The organism is Variovorax sp. J22G73, from assembly GCF_030317035.1.
Lineage (GTDB): Bacteria > Pseudomonadota > Gammaproteobacteria > Burkholderiales > Burkholderiaceae_C > Variovorax.
This window is the reverse complement of sequence record NZ_JASZYK010000002.1, coordinates 850,655-876,736: the sequence shown is the minus strand read 5'-3', so window position 1 is coordinate 876,736 and position 26,082 is coordinate 850,655. Positions and strand designations below refer to the sequence as shown.

Here is a 26,082-nt window from a genome sequence, read left to right as displayed (position 1 = left end):
CGGCCGACGTATCGGCCATAAGTAGTGCTAAGGGTTTAGATTCTTGAAGCTACGAAACAAAAGGCGTATGGTGAATCCATCGTGGACAGCACCCGCCTCGCTCTCAGCGTTCCAGAAGGCTGGACGGGCTGGATCGAGCTCATGCGAACCCCGAGCGGCACCTACGCCGGCATTTGCGAGCTGAGCCTGCGCGGCATTCCGCGCTGCGCGCTGGTGATCACGCAGCAGCTGTCGTGGGACTCGGCGGTGGAGCGCGCCACGCTGCGGGCCGATCATTTCGTGCGGCAGTGGGGGCCGGGGCGCGGGCACTGAAGTTCTCGCGCGGCGGGGCAGCGCGTTGGCGGGGCTCGTGGTAGAAACCGCGAGCTTTCCGGGCCGCGCGCTTCAAGCCTTCTTTCCACCCCCCCGCTCCCATGCCGAACCCCACCCGCCGGGCTGCCGACATTTCGCCTGCCCAGTGGCTTCAGTGGCCACAGCAGCAATGGCGGCAGTTGCCGTCATTGCTGCAGCTGCGCCGGTTTGTCGGTCTGCTGCTGCTGGGCATCGCCGCGTTTTGCGTGGCGGGCTGCGCGGGCCTGCCCACCGACGTGCAGCGCACACCGTCCACCGCCATCGCCAACGGCGCGGACACCACCCTCGGACGCCTTGTGCAGGCGGCCATGCCGCCGGGCGAACCGCTCAGCGGCTTCCGGCTGCTGCCGATGCCGCAGTTCTCGCTGCACGCGCGCATCGAGCTCGCGCGCCGCGCGCAGCGCTCCATCGACGTGCAGTACTACCTGGTGCAGAACGACGAGACCGGCCGCTACCTGCTGCGTGCCCTGCGCGACGCGGCCGACCGCGGCGTGCGCGTGCGGCTGCTGGTGGACGACCTGTACACGGCCGGCGCCGACCCGCTGTTCGCCAGCTTCGCCTCGCACCCGAACGTGGAGGTGCGCTTGTTCAACCCGTTTCCGGCGGGGCGCGACCGCTTCGGCACGCGCTGGGCCTGGTCGATCCTGGACTTCGACCGGGTGCACCGCCGCATGCACAACAAGCTCTACGTGGTGGACAACACCATCGGCGTGATGGGCGGGCGCAACATGGCCAACGAGTACTTCCTGCGCGACGGGGGCTCGAATTTCATCGACATCGACACGCTGGTCGCCGGCGCGGTGGTGCCGCGGCTGTCGTCGCTGTTCGACATGTACTGGAACAGCCCGTACGTGTACCCCATCGGCGCGCTGGTGCCGCCCACCGGCGAAAGCCCGCTGCAGCTGCGCGAGCGTTTCGACCGGCTCACGTCGGGCCCCGGCCAGCTGCACCCCGAGGAGCCCGCGTCCACCGACCTGCTGGGCAACAACCCGCTGGCGCAAGACCTGGACGCCGGCGCGCTGAAGCTGGTGTGGGCCCGCGCCGAGGCCTATGCCGACGCGCCCGCCAAGGCGCTGGCGCCCGAGGCGGCGCGCGGCCTGCCGGCCGACGAGGCGAACGACAGCGTGCTCTACAACGTGCGCCGCTACCTGCGCGGCGCTCAGAACGAAATCGTGCAGACCACGCCGTACCTGATTCCGGGGCGCGGCGGCATGGAAACGATTCGCCTGGTGCGCGGCAACGGCGTGAGCTACACCATCGTCATCAATTCGCTGGCGGCCACCGACGAGTCGCTGGTGCACATCGGCTACCGCCGCTACCGCGCCGACATGCTGCGCCTGGGCGTGGAGCTGTACGAGCTGAGCCCCAAGCGGGTGGAGCAGACCAAGCGCTTCGGCATGTACGGCTCGGCCAGCGGGCGGCTGCACGGCAAGTCGGCGGTGATCGACCGCAGCACGGTGTTCATCGGCTCGATGAACTTCGACCCGCGCTCCATGCTGCACAACACCGAGGTCGGCATCTTCATCTTCAGCCCGCAGCTCGCGCAGCAGCTCACCAGCCTGGTCGGCTTCATGCGGCTGGACGGGGCGTACCAGCTGCAGCTGGGGCCCTCGGGCGCCATCGAATGGGTGAGCCCGGCCTCGGGCGACGCGGCCGACACCATCCTGCACCAGGAGCCGGAGACCGATTTCTGGGCGCGCTGGCGGTTGAACCTGCTGGCGCCGCTGGTGCCGGAGAGCCTGCTCTAGGGTGGGGCGGGGAGGGAGCCGTCAGGTCCTTGTGAGGACCAAAGACATAACGGCGAGCGGCTCGCATCCTCTAAACACAGGATGGCGGGGGAACGAGGGGCACAGAAGAATTGCAACACTCGTGTTACGAGTTGATTCTTTTGTTAACTCCCCAAGCCCCTAGGCCCCTTCTTCCCCCGAACATCCATGACAACAAACTCTGCAACCCCGGCTGTCCCCCATTCGTTCTTCAAGACGACGCGCTCCGCCTGCGCGGTGGCGCTCCTGGTCTCGCTGGCCGCTTGCGGCGGCGGGGGAGGCGGCGGTGGCGGGTTTGCCGGTTTCCCCGTGGCGGGGGGTAACCCGCCCGCGACCAATCCGCCGGCGTCCGACCCGCCTGTCGTCGTCACCGAAGCGAAGTTCTCGGGCACGGCCGCGGCCGGCCTGCCGCTGTCGGGCAACGTCACCGTCAAGGACGCCAAGGGCGCGACCAAGACCGTGCCGCTGGTGGACGGCCACTACGACATCGACGTGACCGGCATGACCGGCCCCTTCGTCTTCCGCGCCGAAGGCACGGTGGGCGGCCAGCGCACGGTCATCCATTCGGCCGCGACCGCCGCCGACGCCAACGGCACCATCAACATCACGCCGCTGACCGACCTGGTGGTGGCGAACATCGCCGGCCGCCTGGCCGACCAGTATTTCGACAGCGGCGATTTCGCCGGCGTGTCGCCCGAGCAGCTCAAGGCCGAGTCGGACGCGCTGAAGGCCAAGCTGCTGCCGGTGCTGCAGGCGATGGGCGTGGACGCGAGCATCGACCTGCTGCGCACCGCCTTCACGCCGCTGTCGAGCGCGCTGGACAAGGCGCTCGACGTGCTGCGCGTGAGCGTGGACCCGGTGACCAACGTGGCCACCATCACCAACATCGTCACGCAGCAGCAGATCACCGACGACCTGGCCGTGAAGGCCGCGCAGGACGCCGGCACCACGCCGCTGAGCGGTAACGGGCTGAGCACCGCGGCCGACGACATCGTGGCCATCCGCAAGGTGCTGTCGGACTTCGTGGGCAAGTTCGCCAACGGCCTGCCGGCGCCGGGCGAGTTGCTGCCGCTGCTGTCGGACACGACCACCAGCGGCTACAACTTCCGTTTTGCCGACCAGACGGCAGCCCAGTTCACCACCGAAACGGCCGCCGATGTCAACCTGGTGGGCGCCAGCTTCACGGACGTGGTGATCCAGCGGATCAACTACACCATCGACGCGGACAACACCAACCCGCGCGCCTACGTCGAGTTCACCCACCGCGACAAGAACGGCGTGGCCTTCAGCAACAACCAGAACGTGCAGATCGTGAAGGGCACCGACGGCGTATGGCGCCTGCGCGGTGACGGACGCGTGCTGGACATCGATGCGCATGCGCACGCGGTGAAGGACGGCGCCAGCGGCTGTGTGAGCACGGGCCTGCAGTTCTCCATCCAGGACGTCAATCCAGGCAACAGCAATGCAGCCGTCGCCGTGGTCGTGACCGGCCCGGGCTTGCCGCCTGCCGGCGTGCGCCACGTGCGGCCGCAGACCAGTGGCTTCTGGCCCATTGCCGGTGGCGACGGCAGCAACTACTACTACCTGGCCTCCAACTGCAGCGGCATCGCTTCCGCGGGCCTGGCCGACAGCGCCATCGCCGCGCTGCCCGCCACGCCCGAGTACACCTTCACGGCTTACACCAGCGGCGGCGCCATCGCCAAGATCACCAGCAGCACGTTCGACATCCAGTACACGCAACGCCTGCACGGGCGTGCCTTGACGCTTGCCGAAGCCACTGCCGCCGCGTTTCCGAGCGTGACCACCTCGGCCGCACTGTCTTCCTACAACGGCGGCGGCGACTTCGCGATCAATGCCACGGGGCTGAACCCCGGCTTCGCGGCGGAGTTCTACCTGAGCCTGTTCAACGGCACCGAGCGCGTGGAAGACCAGGCAGACGTCGCGCCCTCGAGCGCGGGCGCCGCGTCGAAGACGTTCGGCCTGCCCGCCGTGTCGGGCCAGTTGTTCCGCTACATGTTCGTGAGCACGCGCGACGCCAACTGGCGCCAGCTGGTGCTGCGCCGGCAGGACTGAGCGCTGGGCCACAGGCGCACGACGGCGCCGTGCCAGGCAAAAAAAGAAAAGCCCCAGAGATGGGGCTTTTTTCTTGGGTGCGAGCAGGGAGGGCGGTTACTGCTGCAGCAAGCCGTTGAGGTACGGCTCGGGGTTCACGGCGGTGCCGTTCTTGCGGATCTCGAAGCGCAGCTTCACGCGGTCGGTGTTGCTCTTGCCCATTTCGCCGATCTTCTCGCCCTGGCGCACCACCTGGTTCTCCTTCACGAGGATGGTCTGCAGGTGCGCGTAGGCGGTCAGGTAGGTCTCGTTGTGCTTCACGATGATCATGTTGCCGTAGGCCGGCAGTTCGCCGCCCACGTACACGATGCGGCCGTCGGCCGAGGACACCACGGGGTCGCCCAGGTTGCCGGCGATGTCGATGCCCTTGATGCGCACGCCGTCGAAGCGCGCGATGGTGGCGCCGGCGGCGGGGCGCACGAACAGCGCGGCCGGGCGCTGCACCGGCGGCGTGACCGCCGGGGCCGTGCGCGGCGTGTTGAGTTCGGTCGTCGTGCAGGCCGCGAGGCCCAGGGCAACCAGCGCCAGGGCGGCGGTACGGGAAACAAAAGTCTGAAGGTGCATGGCGCTGTGGGGGAACGGATTCGTTGCGGAGGGTTCCTGCGGCCGGGCTTGCCGGGGCGGGCCAGGGTGGCGAATGCTAGCAAACCAACGCGACGGCTTACAAAGCGAGAGAAACCGGCGGCGAAGGGGTGATTGAAGCGGCGGGCCGTGGCGCGCCGCCTTCGGCGCCGGTTCGGGCTCGGGTTCGGGCTCGGACGCCGCCGGCTCTGGCGCTACTTGAGCGGAATCGGCGTGCCGCGGTCGATGGGCACCGCGGTGATGCTGTTCTTGGGCGAGCCGTCGATCAGCAGGTCGGAGTAGGTCAGGTAGACCAGCGTGTTGCGCTTGGCATCGACCATGCGCACCACGCGCAGGCGCTTGAACAGGATCGACAGCCGCTCGCTGTACACCTCTTCGCGCTTGGGCAGCGGCTGCGTGACGGTCACCGGGCCGACCTGGCGGCAGGCGATGGAGGCCTCGGCCTTGTCCTCCGCCAGCCCGACCGCGCCCTTGATGCCGCCGGTCTTGGCGCGCGACACATAGCAGGTCACGCCCGTGACCTTGGGGTCGTCGTAGGCCTCGACCACGATCTTGTGGTCGGGGCCGATGAGCTTGAACGCGGTGTCGACGTCGCCCACCGTTTCCGCCTGCGCCGTGGCGGCCAGGGCGAAGCCGAAGCCGAGGAGGGCGCGAAGCAGTGGGGAGCGGTGTGTCATGTGGAAGGAGGCAGGTGTAAGAAAGCGATCAAAAAAAGCGATCAGATGATGTCGAAGGCGTGCACGCGGTCGAAGCTGCCGCGGCGGCGGTCCTCGAAATAGCGCTCGAGGGTTTCGCGCACCGTGCGAAAGGCGATCTCGTCCCAGGGAATTTCTTCTTCCGTGAACAGCTTCGCCTCGATGGTTTCGTGGCCGGGGTCGAACTTGTCGTCGAGCAGCCGCGCCCGGTAGAACAGGTGCACCTGGCCCACGCGCACCACGCTGATGACGGAGAAGAGCCCCTCCATTTCGTAGTGGGCGCCGGCCTCTTCGTCGGTCTCGCGGGCCGCGCCCTGGGCGGTGCTTTCCTCGAGCTCCATGAAGCCGGCCGGCAGCGTCCACTTGCCCCAGCGCGGCTCGATGTTGCGCTTGCACAGCAACACCTTGTCGCCCAGCACAGGAATGGTGCCGACCACGTTCAGCGGGTTCTCGTAGTGGATGGTGTGGCAGGCCGGGCAGACGGCGCGCTGCTTGGTGTCGCCGTCGTCCGGCACGCGGTAGACCACCGCGGTGCCGCAGTTCTTGCAATGCTTGATGGGTACGCGCAGGAGCATGGAACCGGCCGCCGTCTTCAGACGATCTTGACGGTCAGCGTGGGCAGGCCCGCGACCTCGCCCACCAGCGTGTCGCCCGCCACCACGGCGGCCACGCCTTCGGGCGTGCCGGTGAAGATCAGGTCGCCGGGCTGCAGCTCCCAGGCGGCCGACAGGTGCTCGATGGTTTCGGCCACGTTCCAGATCAGCTTGCTCACGTTGCTGCGCTGGCGGTCGGTGCCGTTCACCTGCACCGAGATTTCGGCCTTTTCGGCCTCGCCGGCCTGCGCCACGGGCACGATGGGGCCGATGGGCGCGCTTTGTTCGAAGCTCTTGCCGATGTCCCAGGGGCGGCCCTGCTTCTTCATGTCGTTCTGCAGGTCGCGGCGCGTCATGTCCAGGCCGACCGCGTAGCCGTACACGTGCTTGTGCGCGTCGGCCGCTTTGATGTTCTTGCCGCCGGTGCCGATGGCCACGACGAGCTCGATCTCGTGGTGCAGGTTCTTGGTGAGCGAGGGGTAGGCCATGGTGCCGGTCTGGCCGGCATCGACCACCACCAGCGCGTCGGCCGGCTTCATGAAGAAGAAGGGCGGCTCGCGGCCGGTGAAGCCCATTTCCTTGGCGTGATCTTCGTAGTTGCGGCCCACGCAGTAGATGCGGTGCACCGGAAAGCGGGCGGGCTGGCCGGCCACGGGAACCGAAACGGTGGCGGGCGGGGCGAAGACAAACTCGGAAGCCATGGCGACGTGTCCTTTTTCAGCGAAACCTAAGGGGAAGCCGGCAGTGTGCCAGAGGCCCGCGCCGGTTGCCGGCGGGGGTGAGAGCAACTGCCGGCATGGCCGGGGCGCTCACAATATCGGGCCTTCGTGTTTTCCGCTGTCCTTCGTAATTCCCCGTTTCACCATGCCCCTTCGAATCGGCAAAGCCGGCAAAGCCAACGCCCTCAACGAACTCGGTCGCCAGCGCGACGATGAAGGCGACCAGGACGGCGCCCTCCAGGCCTACGCCCAGGCCAGCGCCGTGCATCCGCGCTGGGCCGCGCCCTGGTACAACGCCGGCCTCATCCACAAGTACCGCGGCGACTGGGCCGCCTCGCTGCAGGCCAACGCCCGCGCCGTGCAGTGCGAGCCGGGCAACGAAGGCGCGCTGTGGAACCTGGGCATCGCGGCCACCGCGCTGGGCGACTGGGCCACGGCGCGGCGCGCCTGGCGGCAATACGGCATCGGCATTCCCGACGGCGAGGGGCCGGTCGACTACTTCGTCGGCCTCACGCCCATTCGCGTGCACGGCGACGAGGGCACCGAGGTGGTCTGGGCCGACCGCATCGACCCGGCGCGCGCCATCTTGCGCAACGTGCCCACGCCGGCCTGCGGCCACCGCTACGGCGACCTGGTGCTGCACGACGGCGCGGCCAACGGCTACCGCCTGCGCGGCGAGCGCGAGGTGCCGGTGTTCGACGCGCTGGAGCTGATCACGCCCTCGGCCTACGCGACCTACGAGGTGTCGGTGGAAGGCGCGAGCGCGCAGGACATCGAGGCGCTGGTCGAGCGCTTCAAGGCGGTGGACGCCTTCGCCGAGAACTGGACCGACAGCATGGAGGTGCTGTGCCGCGCCTGCTCCGAAGGGCGCCCGTTCGGCGAGGGCAAGCACAACCACGGGGCCGACGAGGCGCCCGGTGCGCTCGGGCCGTGGCGCCTGGGCATCGCCGCGCGCGAGGAGGCGGCCGCGCGCCGCGTGCTCGACGAATGGCGGGCCGCCACCGCGCCGAAGGCCGAGCTGGACGGCTTCCGCTGCGTGCTGGAGGCCGCGCCGCGGTCCTGAAAAAACCTGTAGCAACACCTGCTGAAACACCTGCTGAAACCCCTTGCCGAAGCCGGCGCGCGACGGCGCTATCCTTGGAAAAATCATGAAGCTGCATAACTATTTCCGCTCCTCCTCCTCGTTCCGCGTGCGCATCGCGCTCAACCTGAAGGGGCTCGACTACGAATACGTTCCCGTGCACATCGCGCGCGGCGAACACCGCACCGGCCCTTACTCCGCGCTCTCGGCCGATATGCTGGTGCCGCTGCTGGAAGACGAGGGCGAGCGCTTCTCGCAGTCGCTGGCCATCATGGAATACCTCGACGAGACGCACCCCGAGCCGCCGCTGCTGCCGAGCGACCCGGTGGGCCGCGCCCATGTGCGCGCGCTGGCGCAGTCCATTGCCTGCGAGATCCATCCGCTGAACAACCTGCGCGTGCTCAAGTACCTGGTGAAGGACCTGAAGCTCGACGACGAGGCCAAGAACGCCTGGTACCGCCACTGGGTGCGCGACGGCATGCTGGCCTTCGAGCGCCAGCTGGCGCAGCACCCCGGCGGCACCTTCTGCTACGGCAACACGCCCACGCTGGCCGACTGCTGCCTGGTGCCCCAGGTGTTCAACGGCCGCCGCTTCGACTGCGACTTCAGCGGCCTGCCGCGCAGCATGGCCGCCTTCGAGGCCTGCATGGAGCTCGACGCCTTCCAGCGCGCGCAGCCTTCGCAGTCGCCCGACGCGGAAGCCTGAGCAGGGTGAAGGCGATGGACGCGCATTGGCTGGTGCCCGACTGGCCCGCGCCGGCGAACGTGCGCGCCGTGTGCACCACGCGCCACGGCGGGGTGTCGCTGGGCCGCTATGACAGCCTGAACCTCGGCGACCACGTGGGCGACGAGCCCGCGCACGTGGCGCGCAACCGGGCGCTGCTGCGCGAAGCCGTCGGCGCCCAGCCGGTGTTCCTGCAGCAGGTGCACGGCACCGGCGTGGTGGCGCTCGATGCGGCGCAGGACGTGGTCCGCGACGGCACCGCCGCCGATGCCTGCACGGCCACCACCGCAGGGCTGGCCTGCACCATCATGGTGGCCGACTGCCTGCCCGTGCTGTTCACCGACGCGGCCGGCCAGCGCGTGGCTGCGGCGCATGCCGGCTGGCGCGGGCTGGCAGGCGGGGTGCTGGAGCAGACGCTGAAGTCCTTCGGGGACGCGGGCGCCGCCGGGGTCATGGCGTGGGTGGGGCCCTGCATTGGGCCCAAGGCCTTCGAGGTGGGCGCCGAGGTCAAGGCGGCGTTCGAGGCGCATGCACCCGAAGCCGCGTCGTGCTTCCGTAGCATGCCGGGCAGTTCCCCCGCCGCGGGCAAGTGGCTGGCCGACCTGCCCGCACTGGCGCGCCAGCGGTTGCGGGCGGTGGGCGTCTCCTCGATTCATGGCAACGACGGCAGCGACGCGTGGTGCACCGTCAACAACCCGTCACGGTTCTTTTCGCACCGGCGCGACGGCGTCAGCGGGCGCTTCGCCGCGCTGGTCTGGAAGGCCTGAGTCCGCGGGTTTCCGTGCGGCCGGTGCATGGGCCGCTTCTGCTGCCTCTGCCGCCTTGCGCCGGGCGGCTTCCTGCGCCTCGGCCTCGCGCTGCTTGATGGCGCGCCGGCGCCCCGGGCTGCCCATCAGGTAAACCACCAGTGCCACCGGGCCCAATCCGTACAAAAGAAATGTGAAGATGGCGCCCAGCACCGTGCCATTGGTGTTGGTGGCTTCGGCCACGGCCATCATGACGACGACGTACAACCAGCCGATGACGATGAGGTGGATGAACACTCGGAGTTTCAGTTGGTAAATGAACGGCAGGAAAGGGCCGGGGAATGCGTTGTAGGTGCCTTGTGAATGCAGGATACTCAAAACACGCAAGCCATCCGTACCGATTCAGGCGAGGACCAGGAGACATGATGAAGCAACCCACGGGGGCCGATGCGTTCGCGCCCTTCCAGCAGGCACTTTCCGAGGGATGGAGCAAGGCGCTGGCGTCGTTCCAGCAGTCCGCCGCGCAAGGGGCTTCGGCCTTCGAGCCGGGTGGCACGCCGCTGTGGCAACTGCCCCAGATGCCGTCAATGCCTGACCTGCCCGGCGGCATGAAGCTGCCCGAGCTGCCCAAGTTCTCCATCGCGCCCGAAAAGCTCCAGTCCATCCAGCAGCAGTATTTGGCCGAGGCCACCGCGCTGTGGGGCCAGGGTTTCAACGCCAGGCCCGAGGGCGACAAGCGCTTCGCGGCAGATGCCTGGGGCAGCAACCCGCTGTCGGCTTTCTCGGCCGCGGTCTACCTGCTCAACGGGCGCACGCTGCTCAGCATGGCCGAGGCCATCGACGCCGACGAAAAGACCCGGGCGCGCCTGCGCTTCGCGGTCGAGCAATGGATGGCCGCGTCGTCGCCCAGCAACTCGCTCGCCTTCAACGTGGAAGCCCAGAAGAAGGCCATCGACACGCAGGGCGAGAGCATTGCCAAGGGCATCCAGAACCTGCTGCACGACATGAAGCAGGGCCACGTCAGCATGACCGACGAAAGCGCCTTCGAGGTGGGCCGCAACGTGGCCACCACCGAGGGCGCGGTGGTGTTCGAGAACGACTACTTCCAGCTGCTCGAATACAAGCCGCTCACCGCCAAGGTGTACGAGCGGCCGTTCCTGCTGGTGCCGCCGTGCATCAACAAGTTCTACATCCTCGACCTGCAGCCCGAGAACTCGCTCATTCGCTATGCGAACGAGCAGGGCCACCGCGTGTTCGTGGTGAGCTGGCGCAACCCCGACGCGTCGATGGAAAAAGCCACCTGGGACGACTACATCGAGAACGCCGCCATCCAGGCGATCCACACGGTGCAGGACATCACGGCGCCGACCAACAAGTCCGGGCAGATCAACACGCTGGGCTTTTGCGTGGGCGGCACCATCCTGAGCACTGCGCTGGCCGTGCTCGCGGCGCGCGGCGAGCAGCCGGCCGCGTCGGTCACGCTGCTGACCACGTTTCTCGACTTCAGCGACACCGGCATCCTCGACATCTTCGTGGACGAGCCCATGGTGGCCTACCGCGAAATGCAGCTCGGCAAGGGCGGCCTGCTGCCCGGCGGCGACCTGGCCTCGACCTTCAGCTTCCTGCGGCCCAACGACCTTGTGTGGAACTACGTGGTCGGCAACTACCTGAAGGGCGAGACCCCGCCGCCCTTCGACCTGCTGTACTGGAACAGCGACGCCACCAACCTGCCGGGCCCGTTCTACGCCTGGTACCTGCGCAACACGTACCACGAGAACAAGCTGGCCAAGCCCAACGCGCTCACCGTGTGCGGCGAGAAGCTCGACCTGGGCAGCATCGACATTCCGGCCTACATCTACGGCTCGCGCGAAGACCACATCGTGCCCATTGGCGGCGCCTACGCGTCCACGCAGCTGCTGCCGGGCAAGAAGCGCTTCGTCATGGGCGCGTCGGGCCACATCGCCGGGGTGATCAACCCGCCGGCCAAGAACAAGCGCAGCCACTGGACGCGCGACGACGGCAAGTTCCCCAAGACCCAGGTCGAATGGCTGGCCGGCGCGAAGGAGCACCCCGGCAGCTGGTGGACCGACTGGGCACAATGGCTCAAGGGCCACGCGGGCAAGCAGGTCGCGGCGCCCAAGGACTATGGCAACGGCAAGGCCTACAAGGCCATCGAGCCGGCTCCCGGCCGCTACGTCAAGGCCAGGGCCTGACGGCGGCGCGCCAGGGCGCAACGGATTTCAAATCACTTCAACGGAGAACCTCATGGAAGACATCGTCATCGTTTCGGCAGCACGCACGGCGGTCGGCAAGTTCGGCGGCTCGCTCGCCGGCATCGCGGCCACCGAGCTGGGCGCCATCGTCATCAAGGAAGTGATTGCGCGTGCCAACCTCACGGCCGACCAGGTCGGCGAGGCCATCATGGGCCAGGTGCTGGCGGCCGGTGCCGGCCAGAACCCCGCGCGCCAGGCGTGGCTGAAGGGCGGCGGCACCAAGGAAACGCCGGCGCTCACCATTAACGCCGTGTGCGGCTCGGGCCTGAAGGCCGTGATGCTGGCGGCCCAGGCCGTGGCCACGGGCGACAGCGAGATCGTCATTGCCGGCGGCCAGGAAAACATGAGCATGGCGCCCCACGTGCTGCCCAACTCGCGCAACGGCCAGCGCATGGGCGACTGGAAGCTGGTCGACACCATGATCGTGGACGGCCTGTGGGACGTCTACAACCAGTACCACATGGGCATCACCGCCGAGAACGTGGCCAAGAAGTTCGGCATCGACCGCGCCGCGCAGGACGAGCTGGCCCTGGGCTCGCAAACCAAGGCCGCCGCCGCGCAGGACGCCGGCAAGTTCAAGGACGAGATCGTCGCGGTGAACATTCCGCAGAAGAAGGGCGACCCGGTCGTTTTCGACAAGGACGAGTTCATCAACCGCAAGACCAGCGCCGAAGGCCTGGCCGGCCTGCGCCCCGCCTTCGACAAGGCCGGCGGCGTGACCGCGGGCAATGCCTCGGGCCTGAACGACGGCGCCGCCGCCGTGATGGTCATGACGGCCAAGAAGGCCGCCGCGCTCGGGCTGAAGCCGCTGGGCCGCATCGCCAGCTACGCCACCGCCGGCCTCGACCCGGCCATCATGGGCATGGGCCCGGTGCCCGCGTCGACCAAGGCGCTGCAGCGCGCCGGCTGGAAGGCCGCCGACCTCGACCTGCTGGAAATCAACGAAGCCTTCGCCGCGCAGGCTTGCGCCGTGAACCGCGAGATGGGCTGGGACGTGAACAAGGTGAACGTGAACGGCGGCGCCATCGCCATCGGCCACCCCATCGGCGCGTCGGGCTGCCGCATCCTGGTGACGCTGCTGCACGAAATGCAGCGCCAGAACGCCAAGAAGGGCATCGCCTCGCTGTGCATCGGCGGCGGCATGGGCGTGGCGCTGACGATCGAACGTTGATCGCCTTGGCGCCGCGGTCGCTGCCGTCGCCGCCGTTGGTGTCGCTCAGCGCGACATCGACGGCCGCAGCGCCATCGCCGCGCGCCAGCGCACGAGCTCGGGGTGCTGCTCCCCGGGCTTGACCCGCACCACGCGCGCGAAATCCACCGCCACCACGGCGGTGATGTCGGCCAGGCTGAAGCGGTCGGCGGCGAGAAACTCCCGCCCGGCCAGTCTCTCGTTCAGCGTCTCGAAGAACTTCTGCACCCGCACCAGCCCGCGCTGCGCGAGCTCGGGAATCTGCGCGTAGTTCACCGGCCCGGGCAGCGCCCGGTCGGCCATGGCGGGCGAGCTGTTGCGCAGCGTTTCGGCGATGGCCATCAGCCCCTCGAATTCCACGCGCCAGTTCCAGCTGGCGACCTCGGCTTTTTCCTGCGGCGTGACGCCCATCAACGCGGGCTCGGGGTAGCGCGCTTCCAGGTAGGCCGCAATGGCGGCGTTGTCGGCCAGCAGCGCGCCTTCCTCGGTGCGCAGCGCGGGCACGGTGCACTGCGGATTGATCTCGCGGTAGGCCGCGCCCAGTTGCTCACCACGGGCGAGGTCGACCTGCACCGTGTCGTGCGCAATGCCCTTCTCGGCAAGCAGGATGCGCGCGCGGCGCGGACTCGGCGCTGTGGCGCAGTCGTAGAGAATGATCATCGTCTGTCGAACTCCTCTGTCCCCTGGGAACTCATCGCATGAATGGCACGACCCCCGAAAGCGTCTACACGCCGCCCACCGTCTGGTCCTGGAACAAGGACAACGGCGGGCGTTTCGCGAACATCAATCGCCCGATCGCGGGTGCCACCCAGGACAAGGACCTGCCGGTGGGAAAGCATCCGCTGCAACTCTATTCGCTGGCGACGCCCAACGGCGTGAAAGTGACGGTGATGCTCGAAGAACTGCTGGCGCTGGGCCACGCCGGCGCCGAGTACGACGCCTGGCTGATCCGCATCAACGAGGGCGACCAGTTCACCAGCGGCTTCGTGGCGGTGAACCCGAACTCCAAGATTCCCGCGCTGCTCGACCGCGGCGAGCCCGCGCCGGTGCGGGTGTTCGAGTCGGGCGCCATCCTGCAGTACCTGGCCGAGAAGTTCGGCGCCTTCCTGCCGAGCGAACGCGCAGCCCGCGCCGAATGCCTGTCGTGGCTGTTCTGGCAGATGGGCAGCGCTCCGTACCTGGGCGGCGGCTTCGGCCACTTCTATGCCTACGCGCCCACGAAGATCGAATACGCCATCGACCGCTTCGCCATGGAAGTGAAGCGCCAGCTCGACGTGCTCGACCGCCGCCTGGCCGAGAGCCGCTACCTGGCGGGCAACGAATACACCATCGCCGACATGGCCGTGTGGCCCTGGTACGGCACGCTGGCCAAAGGGCAGCTCTACGAAGCGGGCGTGTTCCTGTCGGTGGGCGAATACAAGAACGTGCTGCGCTGGACTGACGAGATCGCGCAGCGCCCCGCCGTGCAGCGCGGGCGCATGGTCAACCGCACCTGGGGCCAGCCGGACAGCCAGCTGCACGAGCGCCACGACGCGAGCGACTTCGACACGCGCACGCAAGACAAGCTGGCCACGCCTTCCTGAGCAGCGAGCGCCCCGAGCGGCGCAGTACTTTCCGACCCCGCCGGTCCCCAGCCCCACGGAGCAACGATGAGCGACAAGATCCTGGTGTTCTACGGTTCGTACCGCTCCGACCGCATGGGCGTGCGGCTGGCCGACTACATCGTCGAGGGGCTGCGCGCGCGTGGCGACGACGCCGAGTTCATCGACGCCAAGGCGGTCGGCCTGCCCATGCTCGACCGCATGTACAAGGAATATCCCAAGGGCACCGCGCCCGCGGCCATGGAAGCGCTGGCCGAGAAGATCCGCACGGCCGACGCCTTCGTGTTCGTCACCGGCGAATACAACTGGGGCCCGCAGCCGGGGCTGAAGAACCTCACCGACCACTTTCTGGAAGAGTGGTTCTGGCGGCCCGCGGCGGTGGCGAGCTACTCGGCGGGGCGCTTCTCGGGCGTGCGCTCGGGCACGGTGTGGCATTCGATCCTGTCCGAGATGGGCATGGTGGTGGTGTCGAGCACGCTGGCCGTCGGGCCCATCTCGCAGACGCTGGACGCCGACGGCAAGCCGACCGGGCCGGCGGGCGAGTCGCTCGACCGTTCCTTTGGCCGGTTCGCGGACGACCTGGCCTGGTGGACCGAGGCGGCGCGCGCGCAGCGGGCGCGCAAGGCACCGCCGTACTAGCGGGTGCTGTAAGCCGTTCGACTACAAAAGATGCGCGGCCTCGTGAGGCCTGTTGCATCTTGTTCACCGCTCAAAAAATGGGCAAAGTGTGGAATAGCCATATAAAACAACGACTTATATTCGTTTTACAAGGCTCCACCTCAGTTGTCCCCAAAGTTGTGCACAGAAAGTGGGGACTACACGGGTCAACCCGTGTTTTTGGCCCGATACCGAGGCCTGGGCATCGAAAAATTGGCCAAAACCTAGGGTTTGACCTGATTCGACGGCGTTCAGGCCCTTGAAACTTGTTCACCGCTTAAATTTTGGGCAAAGTGTGGAATCCCTTTATAAAACAACCACTTGCGTTCGTTTTACAAAGCTCCGCCTGAGTTGCCCCCAAAGTTGTACACAGAAAATGGGGATTAACCCGGCTTGTACACACTTGCATAACAACTGCTGAAAAACGGCCTACCCAGGCGCTTTTCATCGCGCCGCGTCAGGCCCGGCCTCCGGCACCGCGTAGTGCCTGCACAGCGTGTCGACCAGTGCCTGCGCGTACACCGGCAAGGCCGCGCGGCTGCGCACCAGCAGGTACCGCTCGCGCACGCACCACGCGTCGGCCAGCTCGATGAGCGCGAGCTGCATGCTCTCCTGGTTGCGCCGCGCGGCCGACTCCGGCACCACCCCGATGCCCACGCCGCTGCCGATCATCCGGCACATGGCGTCGAAGCTGCCGAGCTGGATGCGCAGCTTCTGCCGCCTGCCCAGGTTGTCGGTGATCTGCGCCAGGAAGGCCTGCAGCGTGCTGCCCTGCTGCATGCCGATGGCGTCTTCGTCGAGCGTCTCGGCGAACGCGATGCGCCGGCGCTTCGCGAAGCGGTGCTTGCGCGCGGTGACCAGCACCAGCCGGTCGGTGCTGAAGTGGATCGACTCCAGCCCCAGCGTGTCGACCGCGCCCGCGACGATGCCGATGTCGGCGCGCCCCTCGCGCACACCGCGCGGGATCTGAGCATTCGGTTTTTCCTGAAGGTCGACGTTGATGCGCGGGTTGCGCGCCAGGAAGCCCGGCAGGATCTCGGGCAGGAAGTCGGTCACGGCCGTGGTGTTCGCGAACACGCGCAGGTGGCCGCGCAGGCCGCCGCCGTATTCGAGCAGGTCGTCGCGCAGCTGCTCGGTCTGGTGCAGCACCAGCCGCGCATGGTGCAGAAAGGCCTCGCCCGGCGGCAGCAGCCGCACGCCGCGTGCTTCGCGCTGCAGCAGCTGCAGGCCGGCCTGCGCCTCCAGCGCCTTGATGCGCGCGCTGGCCGCGGCCAGCGACAGGTGCTGGCGCTCGGCGGCGCGCGTGAGGTTGCCGAGCTCGGCGGTGGCCACGTACAGGCGCAGGTCGGTGAGGTCGAAAAGCATGGCCGATGGTAGGCGCCGGAAAGGCCCCAGCCTTCGGAATTGCAGAAGGCTGGGTTCCGAATTCGCAGATTGCGCGGGCGGGGAGGGCGAACGACCATGCGGCCATGGAGACACCCCACATGAGATTTCGCGCACGCGCGCTGCTTGCGTTCGCCGCGGCAGCCACCCTGGCCTGCACCGGCCCGGCACACGCCGACACCTATCCCTCGCGCCCCGTGACCCTCGTGGTCCCGCAGGCCGCCGGCGGCACCAATGACATCGTCGGCCGCCTGGTCGGCCAGAAGCTCGGTGAGGTGATGCACAACGCCAGCGTGGTGGTCGACAACCGCCCCGGCGCGGGCGGCAACATCGGCACGCAGCTGGTGGCCAAGGGCCCGAAGGACGGCTACACGCTGCTCATGACCATCAGCAGCAGCCAGGCGATCAACCCGGCCTTGTACAAGAACCCGGGCTTCGACCCGGTAAAGGACTTCAAGCCGGTCGGCCTCGTCGGCGCGGTGCCCAACGTGCTGCTGGTGAACCCCTCGTTCCCGGCGAAGAACTTCGCTGAGTTCCTGAAGCTGGCGCGGCAGAAGGGCGCCAACTACCAGTACGCCTCCGCCGGCAACGGCACGCTGAACCACCTGCTGGGCGAAATGCTCAACAGCATGGCGGGCATTTCGCTGCAGCACGTGCCATACAAGGGCGTGGCGCCAGCGCTGAACGACGTGCTGGGCGGCCAGCTGCCGATCGTGTTCGCGAGCCTGCCCTCGGCGCTGGCGCACATCAAGGCCGGCAAGCTGCGCGCGCTGGCCGTGAGCGGCGACAAGCGCTCCGCCGTGCTGCCCGACGTGCCCACCATCGCCGAGGCCGTGCCCGGCTACAACGGCACGCTGTGGATCGGCCTGTTCGCCCCCGCCGGCGTGCCGCCCGAGGTGCTGGCCACCCTGCAGGAGGCCACGCGCAAGGCGCTGGCCTCGAAAGACCTGCGCGACAAGCTCGACCAGCAGGGCGTGGAGATTGCCGCGCCCACCACCCCCGAACAGTTCTCGGCGCTGCTGCAGGACGACCTCGCCAAGTGGGCGCGCATCGTCAAGGCCTCCGGTGCCGCGGTCGACTGAATGAAGAAACCAAAGACGCCGATGAACGACACCACCCGACCCCTGGTCGACAGCGACGCGCTCGCCAGGCTGCAAGCCTGGCAAGGCCGCAGCGAAACGCTGGCCGACGACATCACCGCCGCGCCCGTGCGCGCGCTTTCCGCCACGCTAGACCGCGACGACGCACCGCCTGCGCCCGGCACGCCGCTGCCCGCGCTGTGGCACTGGCTCTTCTTTTTGCCGCACGCGCGGCAGTCGGAAATCGGCGAGGACGGCCACGCGAAGCGCGGCGGCTTCCTGCCGCCCGTGCCGCTGCCGCGCCGCATGTGGGCCGGCGGGCGGCTCGCGTGGGAGCCGGGCAACCCGCTGCGGGTGGGCGACAAGGTGGAGCGCACCTCGACCATCGCCTCGGTCACGCACAAGGCCGGGCGCACCGGCGAACTGGTGTTCGTGCTGGTGCGCCACGAGGTGCGCAACGAACGCGGGCTGGCGCTGACGGAAGAGCACGACATCGTCTACCGCGCCGCCGCCCCACGGAGCGGGGCGGGCGACGCCGGGCCGCCGCCCACGCCCGCGCCCATCCCCTTGCCCAAGGACGGGGCCTTCAGCCGCGACATCGTGCCCGACGACGTGCTGCTGTTCCGCTACTCGGCGCTCACCTTCAACGGGCATCGCATCCACTACGACCGCCGCTACGTGACGCAGGTCGAGGGCTATCCGGGGCTGATCGTGCACGGCCCGCTCATCGCGACGCTGCTGCTCGACCTGCTGCGGCGCAACGTGCCGGGCGCGCAGCTTGCGCGCTTCGAGTTCCGCGCGGTGCGCCCGACCTTCGACACCGCGCCGTTTCGCGTGCACGGCAAGCCGGCCGAGGCAGGCGCCGATGGCAAGACCTTCAGCCTGTGGGGCGAAGACGCCGACGGCTGGCTCACCATGCAGGCCACCGCGGTGCTGGCCTGAGCGACGAAAGAACACCCATGACCCGACCCCTGGACGGCATCACCGTCGTCTCGCTCGAACACGCCATTGCCGCGCCGTTCTGCACCCGCCAGCTCGCCGACCTGGGCGCGCGCGTGATCAAGGTGGAGCGCCCCGGCGCGGGCGACTTCGCCCGTGCCTACGACGCGCGCGTGAACGGCGAGGCCTCGCACTTCGTGTGGGTGAATCGCTCGAAGGAAAGCCTCACGCTCGACCTGAAGCAGCCCGCCGCGCTCGAGGTGCTGCAGGCGCTGCTGGCCGACGTCGACGTGCTGGTGCAGAACCTCGCGCCCGGCGCCGCGGCGCGCATGGGGCTGGGCGCCGAGGCGCTGCAGGCGAAGCACCCGCGGCTCATCGTGTGCGACATCTCGGGCTACGGCGACGACGGCCCGTACCGCGACAAGAAGGCCTACGACCTGCTCATACAGAGCGAGGCGGGCTTCCTGTCGGTCACGGGCACGCCTGAGGACCCGTGCAAGTCGGGCAACTCCATCGCCGACATCGCCGCGGGCATGTACGCGTACACCGGCATCCTGGCCGCGCTGCTGCAGCGCGGCAAAACGGGCAAGGGCTCGCACATCGACGTGTCGATGCTCGAGTCGCTGGCCGAGTGGATGGGCTACCCGATGTACTACGCCTACGAAGGCGCCACGCCGCCGCCGCGCAGCGCCGCCTCGCACGCCACCATCTACCCCTACGGCCCGTTCCCCGCGGGCGACGGCGGCACGGTGATGCTGGGCCTGCAGAACGAGCGCGAGTGGCGCCTGTTCTGCGAGAAGGTGCTGCTGCAGCCGGGGCTCGCAAGCGACGCGCGCTTCGACAGCAACGCACGGCGCAACGAGAACCGCGAGGCGCTGCGCGAACTCATCGTGGCGACCTTCGGCGCGCTCGACACGGCGCAGGTGCTGCAGCGGCTCGACACCGCGCAGATCGCCAATGCGCGCATGAACGACATGGCCGGCCTGTGGGCGCACCCGCAGCTGCGGGCGCGCGACCGCTGGCGGCAGGTGGGGTCGCCCGCGGGCGACATTCCGGCGCTGCTGCCGGCCGGGCGCCAGAGCGCCTTCGACTACCGCATGGACCCGGTGCCGGCCGTGGGCGAGCACACCGACGCCATCCTGCGCGGGCTGGGCAAGAGCGACGCCGACATCGCGGCGCTGCGCGAGGCGAAGGCGGTATGAGCGGGGCGCCTGTGACGCACGAATCCGCGACTGCACTCGCCCTCGCTCGCACCTTTCTCTTCGTGCCCGCCGACCGGCCCGAGCGCCACGCCCGCGCGCTGGCCACGGGGGCGGGCGGCGTCATCGTCGACCTGGAAGACGCGGTGGCGCCCGAGCGCAAGGCGTCGGCGCGCGCGGGGCTTGCGGCGTCGTTCGCCGCGCTGGCTTCGCAGCAGCGTGCGCGCCTGCTGGTGCGCATCAACGCCGCCGGCACGCCGTGGCACGGCGACGACTGCGCGCAGGTCGGCATGCTGGCGGCGCAGGGGCTGGTCGCCGGTGTCGTGCTGCCCAAGGCCGAGCGCGCGAGCGACCTGTCGCGGCTTGCCGAGGCCGTCGGCGCCAAGGGCGTGCTGGTGCCGCTGGTCGAATCCGTGGCGGGGCTGGACGCGGCCGATGAACTCGCCGCCGCGCCGCAGGTGCTGCGCCTTGCTTTCGGGAACCTCGACTTCCAGGCCGACCTGGGCCTGGCCTGCGACGCCGACGAGGCCGAGCTGGTGCCCGTGCGCCTGGCACTGCGGATGGCCTCGCGCCGCGCCGGGCTGCCCGCGCCCATCGACGGCGTGACCGCCGACTGGCGCGACGCCGCACGGCTGGCCGCCGACACCGCGCGCGCCCGGCGCGGCGGCTTCGGCGCCAAGTTGTGCATCCACCCGGACCAGGTCGCGCCGGTGCATGCCGCGCTGGGCCCCGGCGCCGACGAACTGGCCTGGGCACGCCGCGTGGTCGAGGCCGTTCGCGCATCGGGCGGCGGCGTGGTCAGCCTCGACGGAAAGATGGTCGACGCGCCGGTCGTGCGGCTGGCCGAACGGCTGCTGGCGCAGGCCGCGCACGCGGCCCCTTGCGCGCCCTGAACAGGCCCCGAATACCCGCAAGCAGAGACAACCGAAGACACATAACCCAAGGAGACAAAGAGATGAGCGCAACGAAGAAGACCCGGAAGTCCAACGCCCTGATCGCCGCCACGGTGGGCGCCTGCCTGCTGGCCGTGCAGGCACCGGCCGGCGCGCAGCCGGCCTGGCCCGACAAGCCAATCACCATGGTGGTGCCGTACTCGGCTGGCGGGCCGACCGACGTGGTGGCCCGCATGCTGGCCATTCCCATGGGCAAGTCGCTGGGGCAGACGGTGATCGTGGAAAACACCGTGGGCGCGGGCGGCACCATCGCGCCCACCCGGGTGGCCCGCGCGGCGCCCAACGGCTACACCATCCTCATCCACCACATGGGCATGGCCACCGCGCCCGCGCTGTACAAGAAGCTCAACTACGACCCGCTGAAAGACTTCGAGTACGTCGGCCAGGTGCTCGACGTGCCGATGACGCTGCTGTCGCGCAAGGACTTTCCGGCCAGCACCTACCCCGAGCTGCTGGCCTACGTGAAGGCGAACAAGGACAAGGTCACGCTGGCCAACGCGGGCGTGGGCGCGGTGTCGCAGCTGTGCGGGCTGCTGTTCATGAACCAGATCGGCGTGCAGCTCACCACCGTGCCCTACAAGGGCGCCGGCCCGGCGCTGAACGACCTGATGGGCGGGCAGGTCGACCTGCTGTGCGACCAGACCACGCAGACCGCGCCGGTCATCAAGGACGGCAACCGCGTGAAGGTGTTCGGCGTGACCACGCCCAGGCGGCTGTCGAGCATGCCCACCATTCCCACGCTGGACGAGCAGGGCCTGAAGGGCTTCGACGTGCGCGTGTGGCACGGCGTGTACGCGCCCAAGGGCACGCCGCCGGCGGTGATCGACAAGCTCAACGTGGCCTTGCGCGCCGCGCTGCAGGACGACATGGTCAAGCACCGGCTGGCCGAGCTCAGCTCGGAAATCGTGCCGCTGGACAAGCAGACGCCCGAGAGCCTGCGCACGCACCTGGCGGCGGAGGTCGACAAGTGGGGCAAGGTGATTCGCGCGGCGGGCGTGCAGGCGGACTGAGCTGGCGCGCCGGTCAGGCGCCGTAGAGCCGAAAAAGGCGCCACTAAACTGGCGCCTTTTTCGGGAGGGGGACATGGTGCAGAACAGCCCGGCGCAATACCAGTACGCCATCTTCGTCGAGGACAAGCGGGGCCGCGAAGTGATGCACACGGCGCCGGTGCCCGAGGACGACGCGCGCTTTCTTCGCGAGCGCGTGCTGCCCACCCTGCAGCCGCTCGACGACGCGACCTACCTCGACGGCCCGGCCATGATCCTGCACACCGGCGCGCGGTTCAGCTATGTGCTGGACGGCGACGACCTGCTCTGGTGCGTGGAGTGGGAGCCCGGCCTGCTGGTCGTGCGTTTCTCGCCCGACGGCCGCATGGCCTGGACCGCGCTGCGCTCGCCGGTGCCGGGCCTCGGCGGGCGCAAGCCGCTGAAGCAGGACCTCGTGGGCTACGACGAGGACGCCGAAGACCCGCAGTACAACCTCGTGTTCCATGCGTGGGATGCGCAGTTCGACGAGTTCTCGCGCACGCACTACGCTTTCGCGCCGGCCAATGAAGACGCGAAAAAGCGCTATGCGGCGGGATTGCGCCATCCCGATGGCCTGGTGGCGACCGTGCCCGAGCGCAAGGGCAAGGCGCGCAGCGCATGGATCGCCGCCTGCCAGCGCCGCGTGCAGGAGTGGGCAGGCGAAGGGCTGCGGCTGAACTAGAAGGAAGACGAGGAGGAGGGAGCGGACGAGGACGGGGAGGCCGCCAGCGTCTCTTCGAACAGCGCGAGCAGTTGCCGCGCGAACACGTCCATGTTGCGCGGCCGGTCGGTGTCGCCGTTTTCGATGGTGCGGCTCACCGTGACCGCGCCCACGATGGCCAGGCACACATGCCCCGGCGCGTCGCCGTACGGGCTGCCCACCGGGCCGGCCGCGCCGCTCTCGGCGATGCCCCAGCTCGTGTGGTGCGTGTCGCGCACGCGGCCGGCGACCAGGCGGGCGTAGGGCTCGGTCTCGCCGCGCAGGCCGGTCATGTCCTCGGCGGTCAGGCCCAGCAGGGCCCGGCCGGCGCGGCGCGAATACACGACCGCGCCGCCGCGGAAGTAGGCCGAGGCGCCCGGCACCGCGAGCAGGGCGGCCGACACCAGGCCGCCGGCCGAAGACTCGACCACCGCCACGGTCTGTCCGCGCGCGCGCAGCGTCTCGCCGACGCGCGCGGCCAGCACGGCCAGGGGTTCCAGCACCGCGGGGGCGCTCATGGCGTGCGCGCCGGGTTGCCCGGGCGCTTCACGTAGGCGGGCGCGCGCTCGTGGCTGGCCGTGCTGCCGTACACCGTGTCCGCCGGGTAGTACTCGGCCTGCAGCTGCACCTTGGCCGCGGCTTCCTCGCCCGCGGTGTGGGCGATGAAGGCCAGCATCAGGTCGGTACCGGCCGATACCCCGGCCGAGGTCCAGACGTTGCCGTCCCGCACGAAGCGCTGCTCGACCACCTTCACATCGCCCAGCGCGCGCAGCCGGTCGAGGGAGCCCCAGTGCGTGGTCGCGGTCTTGCCCGAGAGCAGGCCGGCCGCGTGCAGCACGAAGGCGCCGGTGCACACCGACAGCAGCGCCTTGCAGCCGGGCGCCTGGTCGGCCAGGAAGCGGGTCATGGCGGGGTTGTCGACCTCGCGCCGGGTGCCCATGCCGCCGGGCACCAGCAGCCAGTCCAGCGGCGGGCATTCGGCAAAGGACACATGCGGGTTGATCGACAGGCCCTTGGCGCAGGCCACCGGCTCGCGCTTCTCGGCCACGATCAGGCAGGGGCTGGGGCCGCCGGCCAATTTGCTCCACATGGTCAGCATTTCCCAGGGGCCGACGAAGTCGAGTTCCTCGACGTCGGGAAACACGATGATGCCGAAACTCATACTTTCGAACTCCTATGCGAGGAAGCCCCGCGCGGGGCACGGTGACACGGACTGCTGCGAGGATAGAGCCTGCTCGCAAAGGCCGCTTCGTGACAGCTGGTTGCAAGCCTGGCTCAGTGTTTTCCTCAGAGAGCCGTGGCCTGAAACTCGCTAGAGTGAAGGCGGCCGTTCAGGCTTTTGCTACGTACATAAAGGAAATCTCATGAGCAAGAAAGTTGCATATGTCACCGGGGGCATGGGTGGCATCGGAACAGCCATCTGCCAACGTCTGCACAAGGACGGGTTCACCGTCGTCGCCGGTTGCGGCCCCACCCGCGACCACGGCAAGTGGCTGGCCGAACAGAAAGCCCAGGGCTTCGAATTCCACGCGTCGGTCGGCAACGTCGGCGACTGGCAATCCACCGTCGAAGCCTTCTCCGCCGCCAAGGCCGCGCATGGCGCCATCGACGTGCTGGTCAACAACGCCGGGATCACGCGCGACCGCATGTTCCTGAAGATGACGCCTGAAGACTGGAGCGCGGTCATCGAGACCAACCTGAACAGCATGTTCAACGTCACCAAGCAGGTGGTGGGCGACATGGTCGAAAAGGGCTGGGGCCGCATCATCAACATCAGCTCGGTCAACGGCGCCAAGGGCCAGGCGGGCCAGACCAACTACTCGGCGGCCAAGGCCGGCATGCACGGCTTCACCATGGCGCTGGCGCAGGAGCTGGCGGCCAAGGGCGTCACCGTGAACACCGTGAGCCCGGGCTACATCGGCACCGACATGGTCAAGGCCATCCGCCAGGAAGTGCTCGACAAGATCGTGGCCACCATCCCGGTCAAGCGCCTGGGCGAGCCGAGCGAAATCGCCTCGATCATCTCGTGGCTCGCGACCGACGAAGGCGGCTACAGCACGGGGGCCGACTTCTCGGTCAACGGCGGCCTGCACATGCACTGAGCATGCTGACCTTCACCTGAACAAGAAACCCGCCTCGGCGGGTTTTTTTGTTCACGGAATGTGGCTTCTACGAATGGAAAGTGGCCCGCACGCTCCTACAGTTTCAAACCCCTCCGGAGGCACCATGGAAAACACAACAAGTACACCCGCCAATCCTGCCAAGAAACTCCCGATCTATCGCTCCCTCTACGTGCAGGTGATCACCGCGGTGATCATCGGCGTGCTGCTGGGCCACTTCTACCCGACGGTCGGCGAGGCCATGAAGCCCTTGGGCGACGGCTTCATCAAGCTGATCAAGATGATCATCGCGCCCATCATCTTCTGCACGGTGGTGGTGGGCATCGCCGGCATGGAAGACATGAAGAAGGTCGGCAAGACCGGGGGCCTGGCGCTGCTGTACTTCGAGGTGGTCAGCAGCATCGCGCTGGTGGTCGGCCTGGTGCTGGTGAACCTGCTGCAGCCCGGCGCGGGCATGAACGTCGACCCGGCCACGCTGGACACCAAGTCGATCGCCTCGTACACCGGCCCCGGCAAGATGACCGGCACGGTCGACTTCATCCTGAACATCATTCCCAACACGCTGGTCGACGCCTTCGCCAAGGGCGAGATCCTGCAGGTGCTGCTCATCGCGGTGCTGTTCGGCTTTGCGCTGCACCGTTTCGGTGGCCGCGGCACGCTGGTGTTCGACGTGATCGAGAAGGGCTCGCACGTGCTCTTCGGCATCGTCAACTACATCATGAAGCTGGCGCCCATCGGTGCCTTCGGCGCCATGGCGTTCACCATCGGCAAGTACGGCCTGGGCAGCCTGTTTTCCCTGGGCAAGCTGATGGGCACCTTCTACCTGACCTGCCTGCTGTTCATCTTCGTGGTGCTGGGGCTGATCGCCAGGTTCCATGGCTTCAGCATCTGGAAGTTCATCAAGTACATCAAGGAAGAGCTGCTCATCGTGCTGGGCACCTCGTCCAGCGAGTCGGTGCTGCCGCGCATGATGGAGAAGATGGAGAACGCCGGCGCGAACAAGACGACGGTGGGCCTGGTGATTCCCACGGGCTACTCGTTCAACCTCGACGGCACCTCCATCTACCTGACGATGGCCGCGGTGTTCATCGCCCAGGCCACCAACACGCACATGACGCTGGTGCAGGAGATCACGCTGCTGGCCGTGCTGCTGCTCACCTCGAAGGGCGCGGCCGGCGTGACGGGCAGCGGCTTCATCGTGCTGGCGGCCACGCTGTCGGCGGTGGGGCATGTGCCGGTGGCGGGGCTGGCGCTGATATTGGGCATCGACCGCTTCATGTCCGAGGCGCGCGCCCTGACCAACCTGATCGGCAACGGCGTGGCGACCATCGTGGTGGCCAAGTGGACCAACGAACTCGACGAGGCCCGGCTGCAGGCCGCCTTGAACAACGAGACCTGGGTGGAGGCGCAGGAGCCCGAGCTGATCGAGGGGGCCCGCACCAGCAAGATGTCGGGCTGAGGTCCAAGGCGGTCGTTGATCGGCCGCCACCCGGCGGCCTGTTCATACGCTCCGAACAACCACCCCCGAAACACAAGCGCCAGGAACGCGCAACAGATGGCCGGCTGACACGAAGGGGTAGGCATCGTTCCTGCAA

Annotated in this window: 27 protein-coding genes; 18 read left to right on the top strand and 9 right to left on the bottom strand. The window is 68.5% G+C overall.

Annotated elements, in window-relative coordinates; translation table 11 throughout:
• The first annotated feature begins 81 nt into the window (after nt 1-81).
• The 3 genes from QTI51_RS12145 (at nt 82) to QTI51_RS12135 (ending at nt 4,190) form a co-directional block, all read left to right on the top strand.
• A complete protein-coding gene (locus tag QTI51_RS12145; RefSeq protein WP_116907148.1) occupies nt 82-312 on the top strand; it encodes a hypothetical protein in 231 nt (76 codons plus the stop codon).
• Between the two features lie 101 nt (nt 313-413).
• Entirely contained in the window at nt 414-2,099 is a 1,686-nt protein-coding gene (locus tag QTI51_RS12140) for a phospholipase D family protein (protein WP_286515783.1), read from the top strand.
• Between the two features lie 186 nt (nt 2,100-2,285).
• A complete protein-coding gene (locus QTI51_RS12135) occupies nt 2,286-4,190 on the top strand; it encodes a hypothetical protein (protein WP_132748693.1) in 1,905 nt (634 codons plus the stop codon).
• Between the two features lie 96 nt (nt 4,191-4,286).
• On the opposite strand, the gene QTI51_RS12130 is transcribed toward QTI51_RS12135, so the two are convergent.
• The 4 genes from QTI51_RS12130 to QTI51_RS12115 all read right to left on the bottom strand — a co-directional run bounded on the left by QTI51_RS12130 (nt 4,287) and on the right by QTI51_RS12115 (nt 6,800).
• Nucleotides 4,287-4,793, bottom strand: coding sequence for a murein hydrolase activator EnvC family protein (locus QTI51_RS12130; protein WP_116907150.1), 507 nt, complete (start codon nt 4,791-4,793; stop codon nt 4,287-4,289).
• 212 nt (nt 4,794-5,005) lie between these two features.
• Nucleotides 5,006-5,488, bottom strand: a complete 483-nt coding sequence (locus QTI51_RS12125) for a CreA family protein (RefSeq protein ID WP_116907151.1) — start codon at nt 5,486-5,488, stop codon at nt 5,006-5,008.
• 41 nt (nt 5,489-5,529) lie between these two features.
• On the bottom strand, nt 5,530-6,081 hold the full coding sequence (locus QTI51_RS12120; RefSeq protein ID WP_116907152.1) for an NUDIX hydrolase: 552 nt from the start codon (nt 6,079-6,081) through the stop codon (nt 5,530-5,532).
• 17 nt (nt 6,082-6,098) lie between these two features.
• Nucleotides 6,099-6,800, bottom strand: a complete 702-nt coding sequence (locus QTI51_RS12115) for a fumarylacetoacetate hydrolase family protein (protein ID WP_116907153.1) — start codon at nt 6,798-6,800, stop codon at nt 6,099-6,101.
• A 163-nt stretch (nt 6,801-6,963) separates the two neighbouring features.
• Between QTI51_RS12115 and QTI51_RS12110 the strand changes: the two genes are divergently transcribed.
• From QTI51_RS12110 to pgeF, 3 genes are all read left to right on the top strand, one after another.
• A complete protein-coding gene (locus tag QTI51_RS12110) occupies nt 6,964-7,881 on the top strand; it encodes a tetratricopeptide repeat protein (protein WP_116907154.1) in 918 nt (305 codons plus the stop codon).
• 85 nt (nt 7,882-7,966) lie between these two features.
• The gene (gene maiA, locus QTI51_RS12105) at nt 7,967-8,605 is read left to right on the top strand and encodes a maleylacetoacetate isomerase (protein WP_116907155.1); all 639 of its coding nucleotides are present in this window, start codon (nt 7,967-7,969) and stop codon (nt 8,603-8,605) included.
• Nucleotides 8,606-8,619: 14 nt separating this feature from the next.
• The gene (pgeF, locus tag QTI51_RS12100; RefSeq protein ID WP_116907816.1) at nt 8,620-9,390 is read left to right on the top strand and encodes a peptidoglycan editing factor PgeF; all 771 of its coding nucleotides are present in this window, start codon (nt 8,620-8,622) and stop codon (nt 9,388-9,390) included.
• Here pgeF and QTI51_RS12095 read toward each other — a convergent pair.
• The gene (locus QTI51_RS12095; RefSeq protein WP_116907156.1) at nt 9,322-9,666 is read right to left on the bottom strand and encodes a hypothetical protein; all 345 of its coding nucleotides are present in this window, start codon (nt 9,664-9,666) and stop codon (nt 9,322-9,324) included. The genes pgeF and QTI51_RS12095 overlap by 69 nt on opposite strands.
• A gap of 125 nt (nt 9,667-9,791) precedes the next feature.
• Here QTI51_RS12095 and phaC point away from each other — a divergent pair, with 125 nt between their 5' ends.
• Together phaC and QTI51_RS12085 are read left to right on the top strand one after the other, a co-directional pair.
• Nucleotides 9,792-11,582 (top strand): class I poly(R)-hydroxyalkanoic acid synthase, encoded by a 1,791-nt coding sequence (gene phaC / locus QTI51_RS12090; protein WP_116907157.1) that lies wholly within the window; start codon nt 9,792-9,794, stop codon nt 11,580-11,582.
• Between the two features lie 52 nt (nt 11,583-11,634).
• Nucleotides 11,635-12,813, top strand: a complete 1,179-nt coding sequence (locus QTI51_RS12085) for an acetyl-CoA C-acetyltransferase (RefSeq protein ID WP_116907158.1) — start codon at nt 11,635-11,637, stop codon at nt 12,811-12,813.
• A 45-nt stretch (nt 12,814-12,858) separates the two neighbouring features.
• On the opposite strand, the gene QTI51_RS12080 is transcribed toward QTI51_RS12085, so the two are convergent.
• Nucleotides 12,859-13,491: a glutathione S-transferase family protein gene (locus tag QTI51_RS12080; protein WP_116907159.1), complete on the bottom strand. Its 633-nt coding sequence runs from the start codon at nt 13,489-13,491 to the stop codon at nt 12,859-12,861.
• 38 nt (nt 13,492-13,529) lie between these two features.
• On the opposite strand from QTI51_RS12080, the gene yghU reads away from it, so the two are divergent.
• Entirely contained in the window at nt 13,530-14,414 is an 885-nt protein-coding gene (yghU, locus tag QTI51_RS12075; RefSeq protein ID WP_116907160.1) for a glutathione-dependent disulfide-bond oxidoreductase, read from the top strand.
• 66 nt (nt 14,415-14,480) lie between these two features.
• Nucleotides 14,481-15,071: an NADPH-dependent FMN reductase gene (locus tag QTI51_RS12070; protein WP_116907161.1), complete on the top strand. Its 591-nt coding sequence runs from the start codon at nt 14,481-14,483 to the stop codon at nt 15,069-15,071.
• Between the two features lie 462 nt (nt 15,072-15,533).
• On the opposite strand, the gene QTI51_RS12065 is transcribed toward QTI51_RS12070, so the two are convergent.
• Nucleotides 15,534-16,454, bottom strand: a complete 921-nt coding sequence (locus QTI51_RS12065; RefSeq protein WP_116907162.1) for a LysR family transcriptional regulator — start codon at nt 16,452-16,454, stop codon at nt 15,534-15,536.
• 119 nt (nt 16,455-16,573) lie between these two features.
• Between QTI51_RS12065 and QTI51_RS12060 the strand changes: the two genes are divergently transcribed.
• From QTI51_RS12060 to QTI51_RS12035, 6 genes are all read left to right on the top strand, one after another.
• Complete coding sequence (locus tag QTI51_RS12060; protein WP_116907163.1) at nt 16,574-17,554, top strand: tripartite tricarboxylate transporter substrate binding protein; 981 nt, start codon at nt 16,574-16,576, stop codon at nt 17,552-17,554.
• 21 nt (nt 17,555-17,575) lie between these two features.
• Nucleotides 17,576-18,493: an HTD2 family dehydratase gene (locus QTI51_RS12055; RefSeq protein ID WP_116907817.1), complete on the top strand. Its 918-nt coding sequence runs from the start codon at nt 17,576-17,578 to the stop codon at nt 18,491-18,493.
• A gap of 17 nt (nt 18,494-18,510) precedes the next feature.
• Nucleotides 18,511-19,692, top strand: coding sequence for a CaiB/BaiF CoA transferase family protein (locus QTI51_RS12050; protein WP_116907164.1), 1,182 nt, complete (start codon nt 18,511-18,513; stop codon nt 19,690-19,692).
• Nucleotides 19,689-20,582, top strand: coding sequence for an HpcH/HpaI aldolase/citrate lyase family protein (locus QTI51_RS12045; protein ID WP_116907165.1), 894 nt, complete (start codon nt 19,689-19,691; stop codon nt 20,580-20,582). The genes QTI51_RS12050 and QTI51_RS12045 overlap by 4 nt, the downstream gene beginning before the upstream one ends.
• A gap of 62 nt (nt 20,583-20,644) precedes the next feature.
• Nucleotides 20,645-21,652, top strand: coding sequence for a tripartite tricarboxylate transporter substrate-binding protein (locus QTI51_RS12040; RefSeq protein ID WP_116907166.1), 1,008 nt, complete (start codon nt 20,645-20,647; stop codon nt 21,650-21,652).
• 73 nt (nt 21,653-21,725) lie between these two features.
• Nucleotides 21,726-22,349, top strand: coding sequence for a hypothetical protein (locus QTI51_RS12035; protein WP_116907167.1), 624 nt, complete (start codon nt 21,726-21,728; stop codon nt 22,347-22,349).
• Here QTI51_RS12035 and QTI51_RS12030 read toward each other — a convergent pair.
• A complete protein-coding gene (locus tag QTI51_RS12030) occupies nt 22,346-22,885 on the bottom strand; it encodes a CinA family protein (RefSeq protein ID WP_116907168.1) in 540 nt (179 codons plus the stop codon). The two genes, QTI51_RS12035 and QTI51_RS12030, sit on opposite strands and share 4 nt — an antisense overlap.
• Nucleotides 22,882-23,529 carry a DJ-1/PfpI family protein gene (locus QTI51_RS12025; protein WP_116907169.1) on the bottom strand — a complete coding sequence of 216 codons (648 nt, stop codon included), beginning with the start codon at nt 23,527-23,529 and terminating at the stop codon, nt 22,882-22,884. Before QTI51_RS12025 ends, QTI51_RS12030 begins: the two co-directional genes overlap by 4 nt.
• A 202-nt stretch (nt 23,530-23,731) precedes the next feature.
• Between QTI51_RS12025 and phbB the strand changes: the two genes are divergently transcribed.
• On the top strand, nt 23,732-24,469 hold the full coding sequence (gene phbB / locus QTI51_RS12020) for an acetoacetyl-CoA reductase (protein WP_116907170.1): 738 nt from the start codon (nt 23,732-23,734) through the stop codon (nt 24,467-24,469).
• A gap of 124 nt (nt 24,470-24,593) precedes the next feature.
• Entirely contained in the window at nt 24,594-25,946 is a 1,353-nt protein-coding gene (locus QTI51_RS12015; RefSeq protein ID WP_116907171.1) for a dicarboxylate/amino acid:cation symporter, read from the top strand.
• The last annotated feature ends 136 nt before the right edge of the window (nt 25,947-26,082 follow it).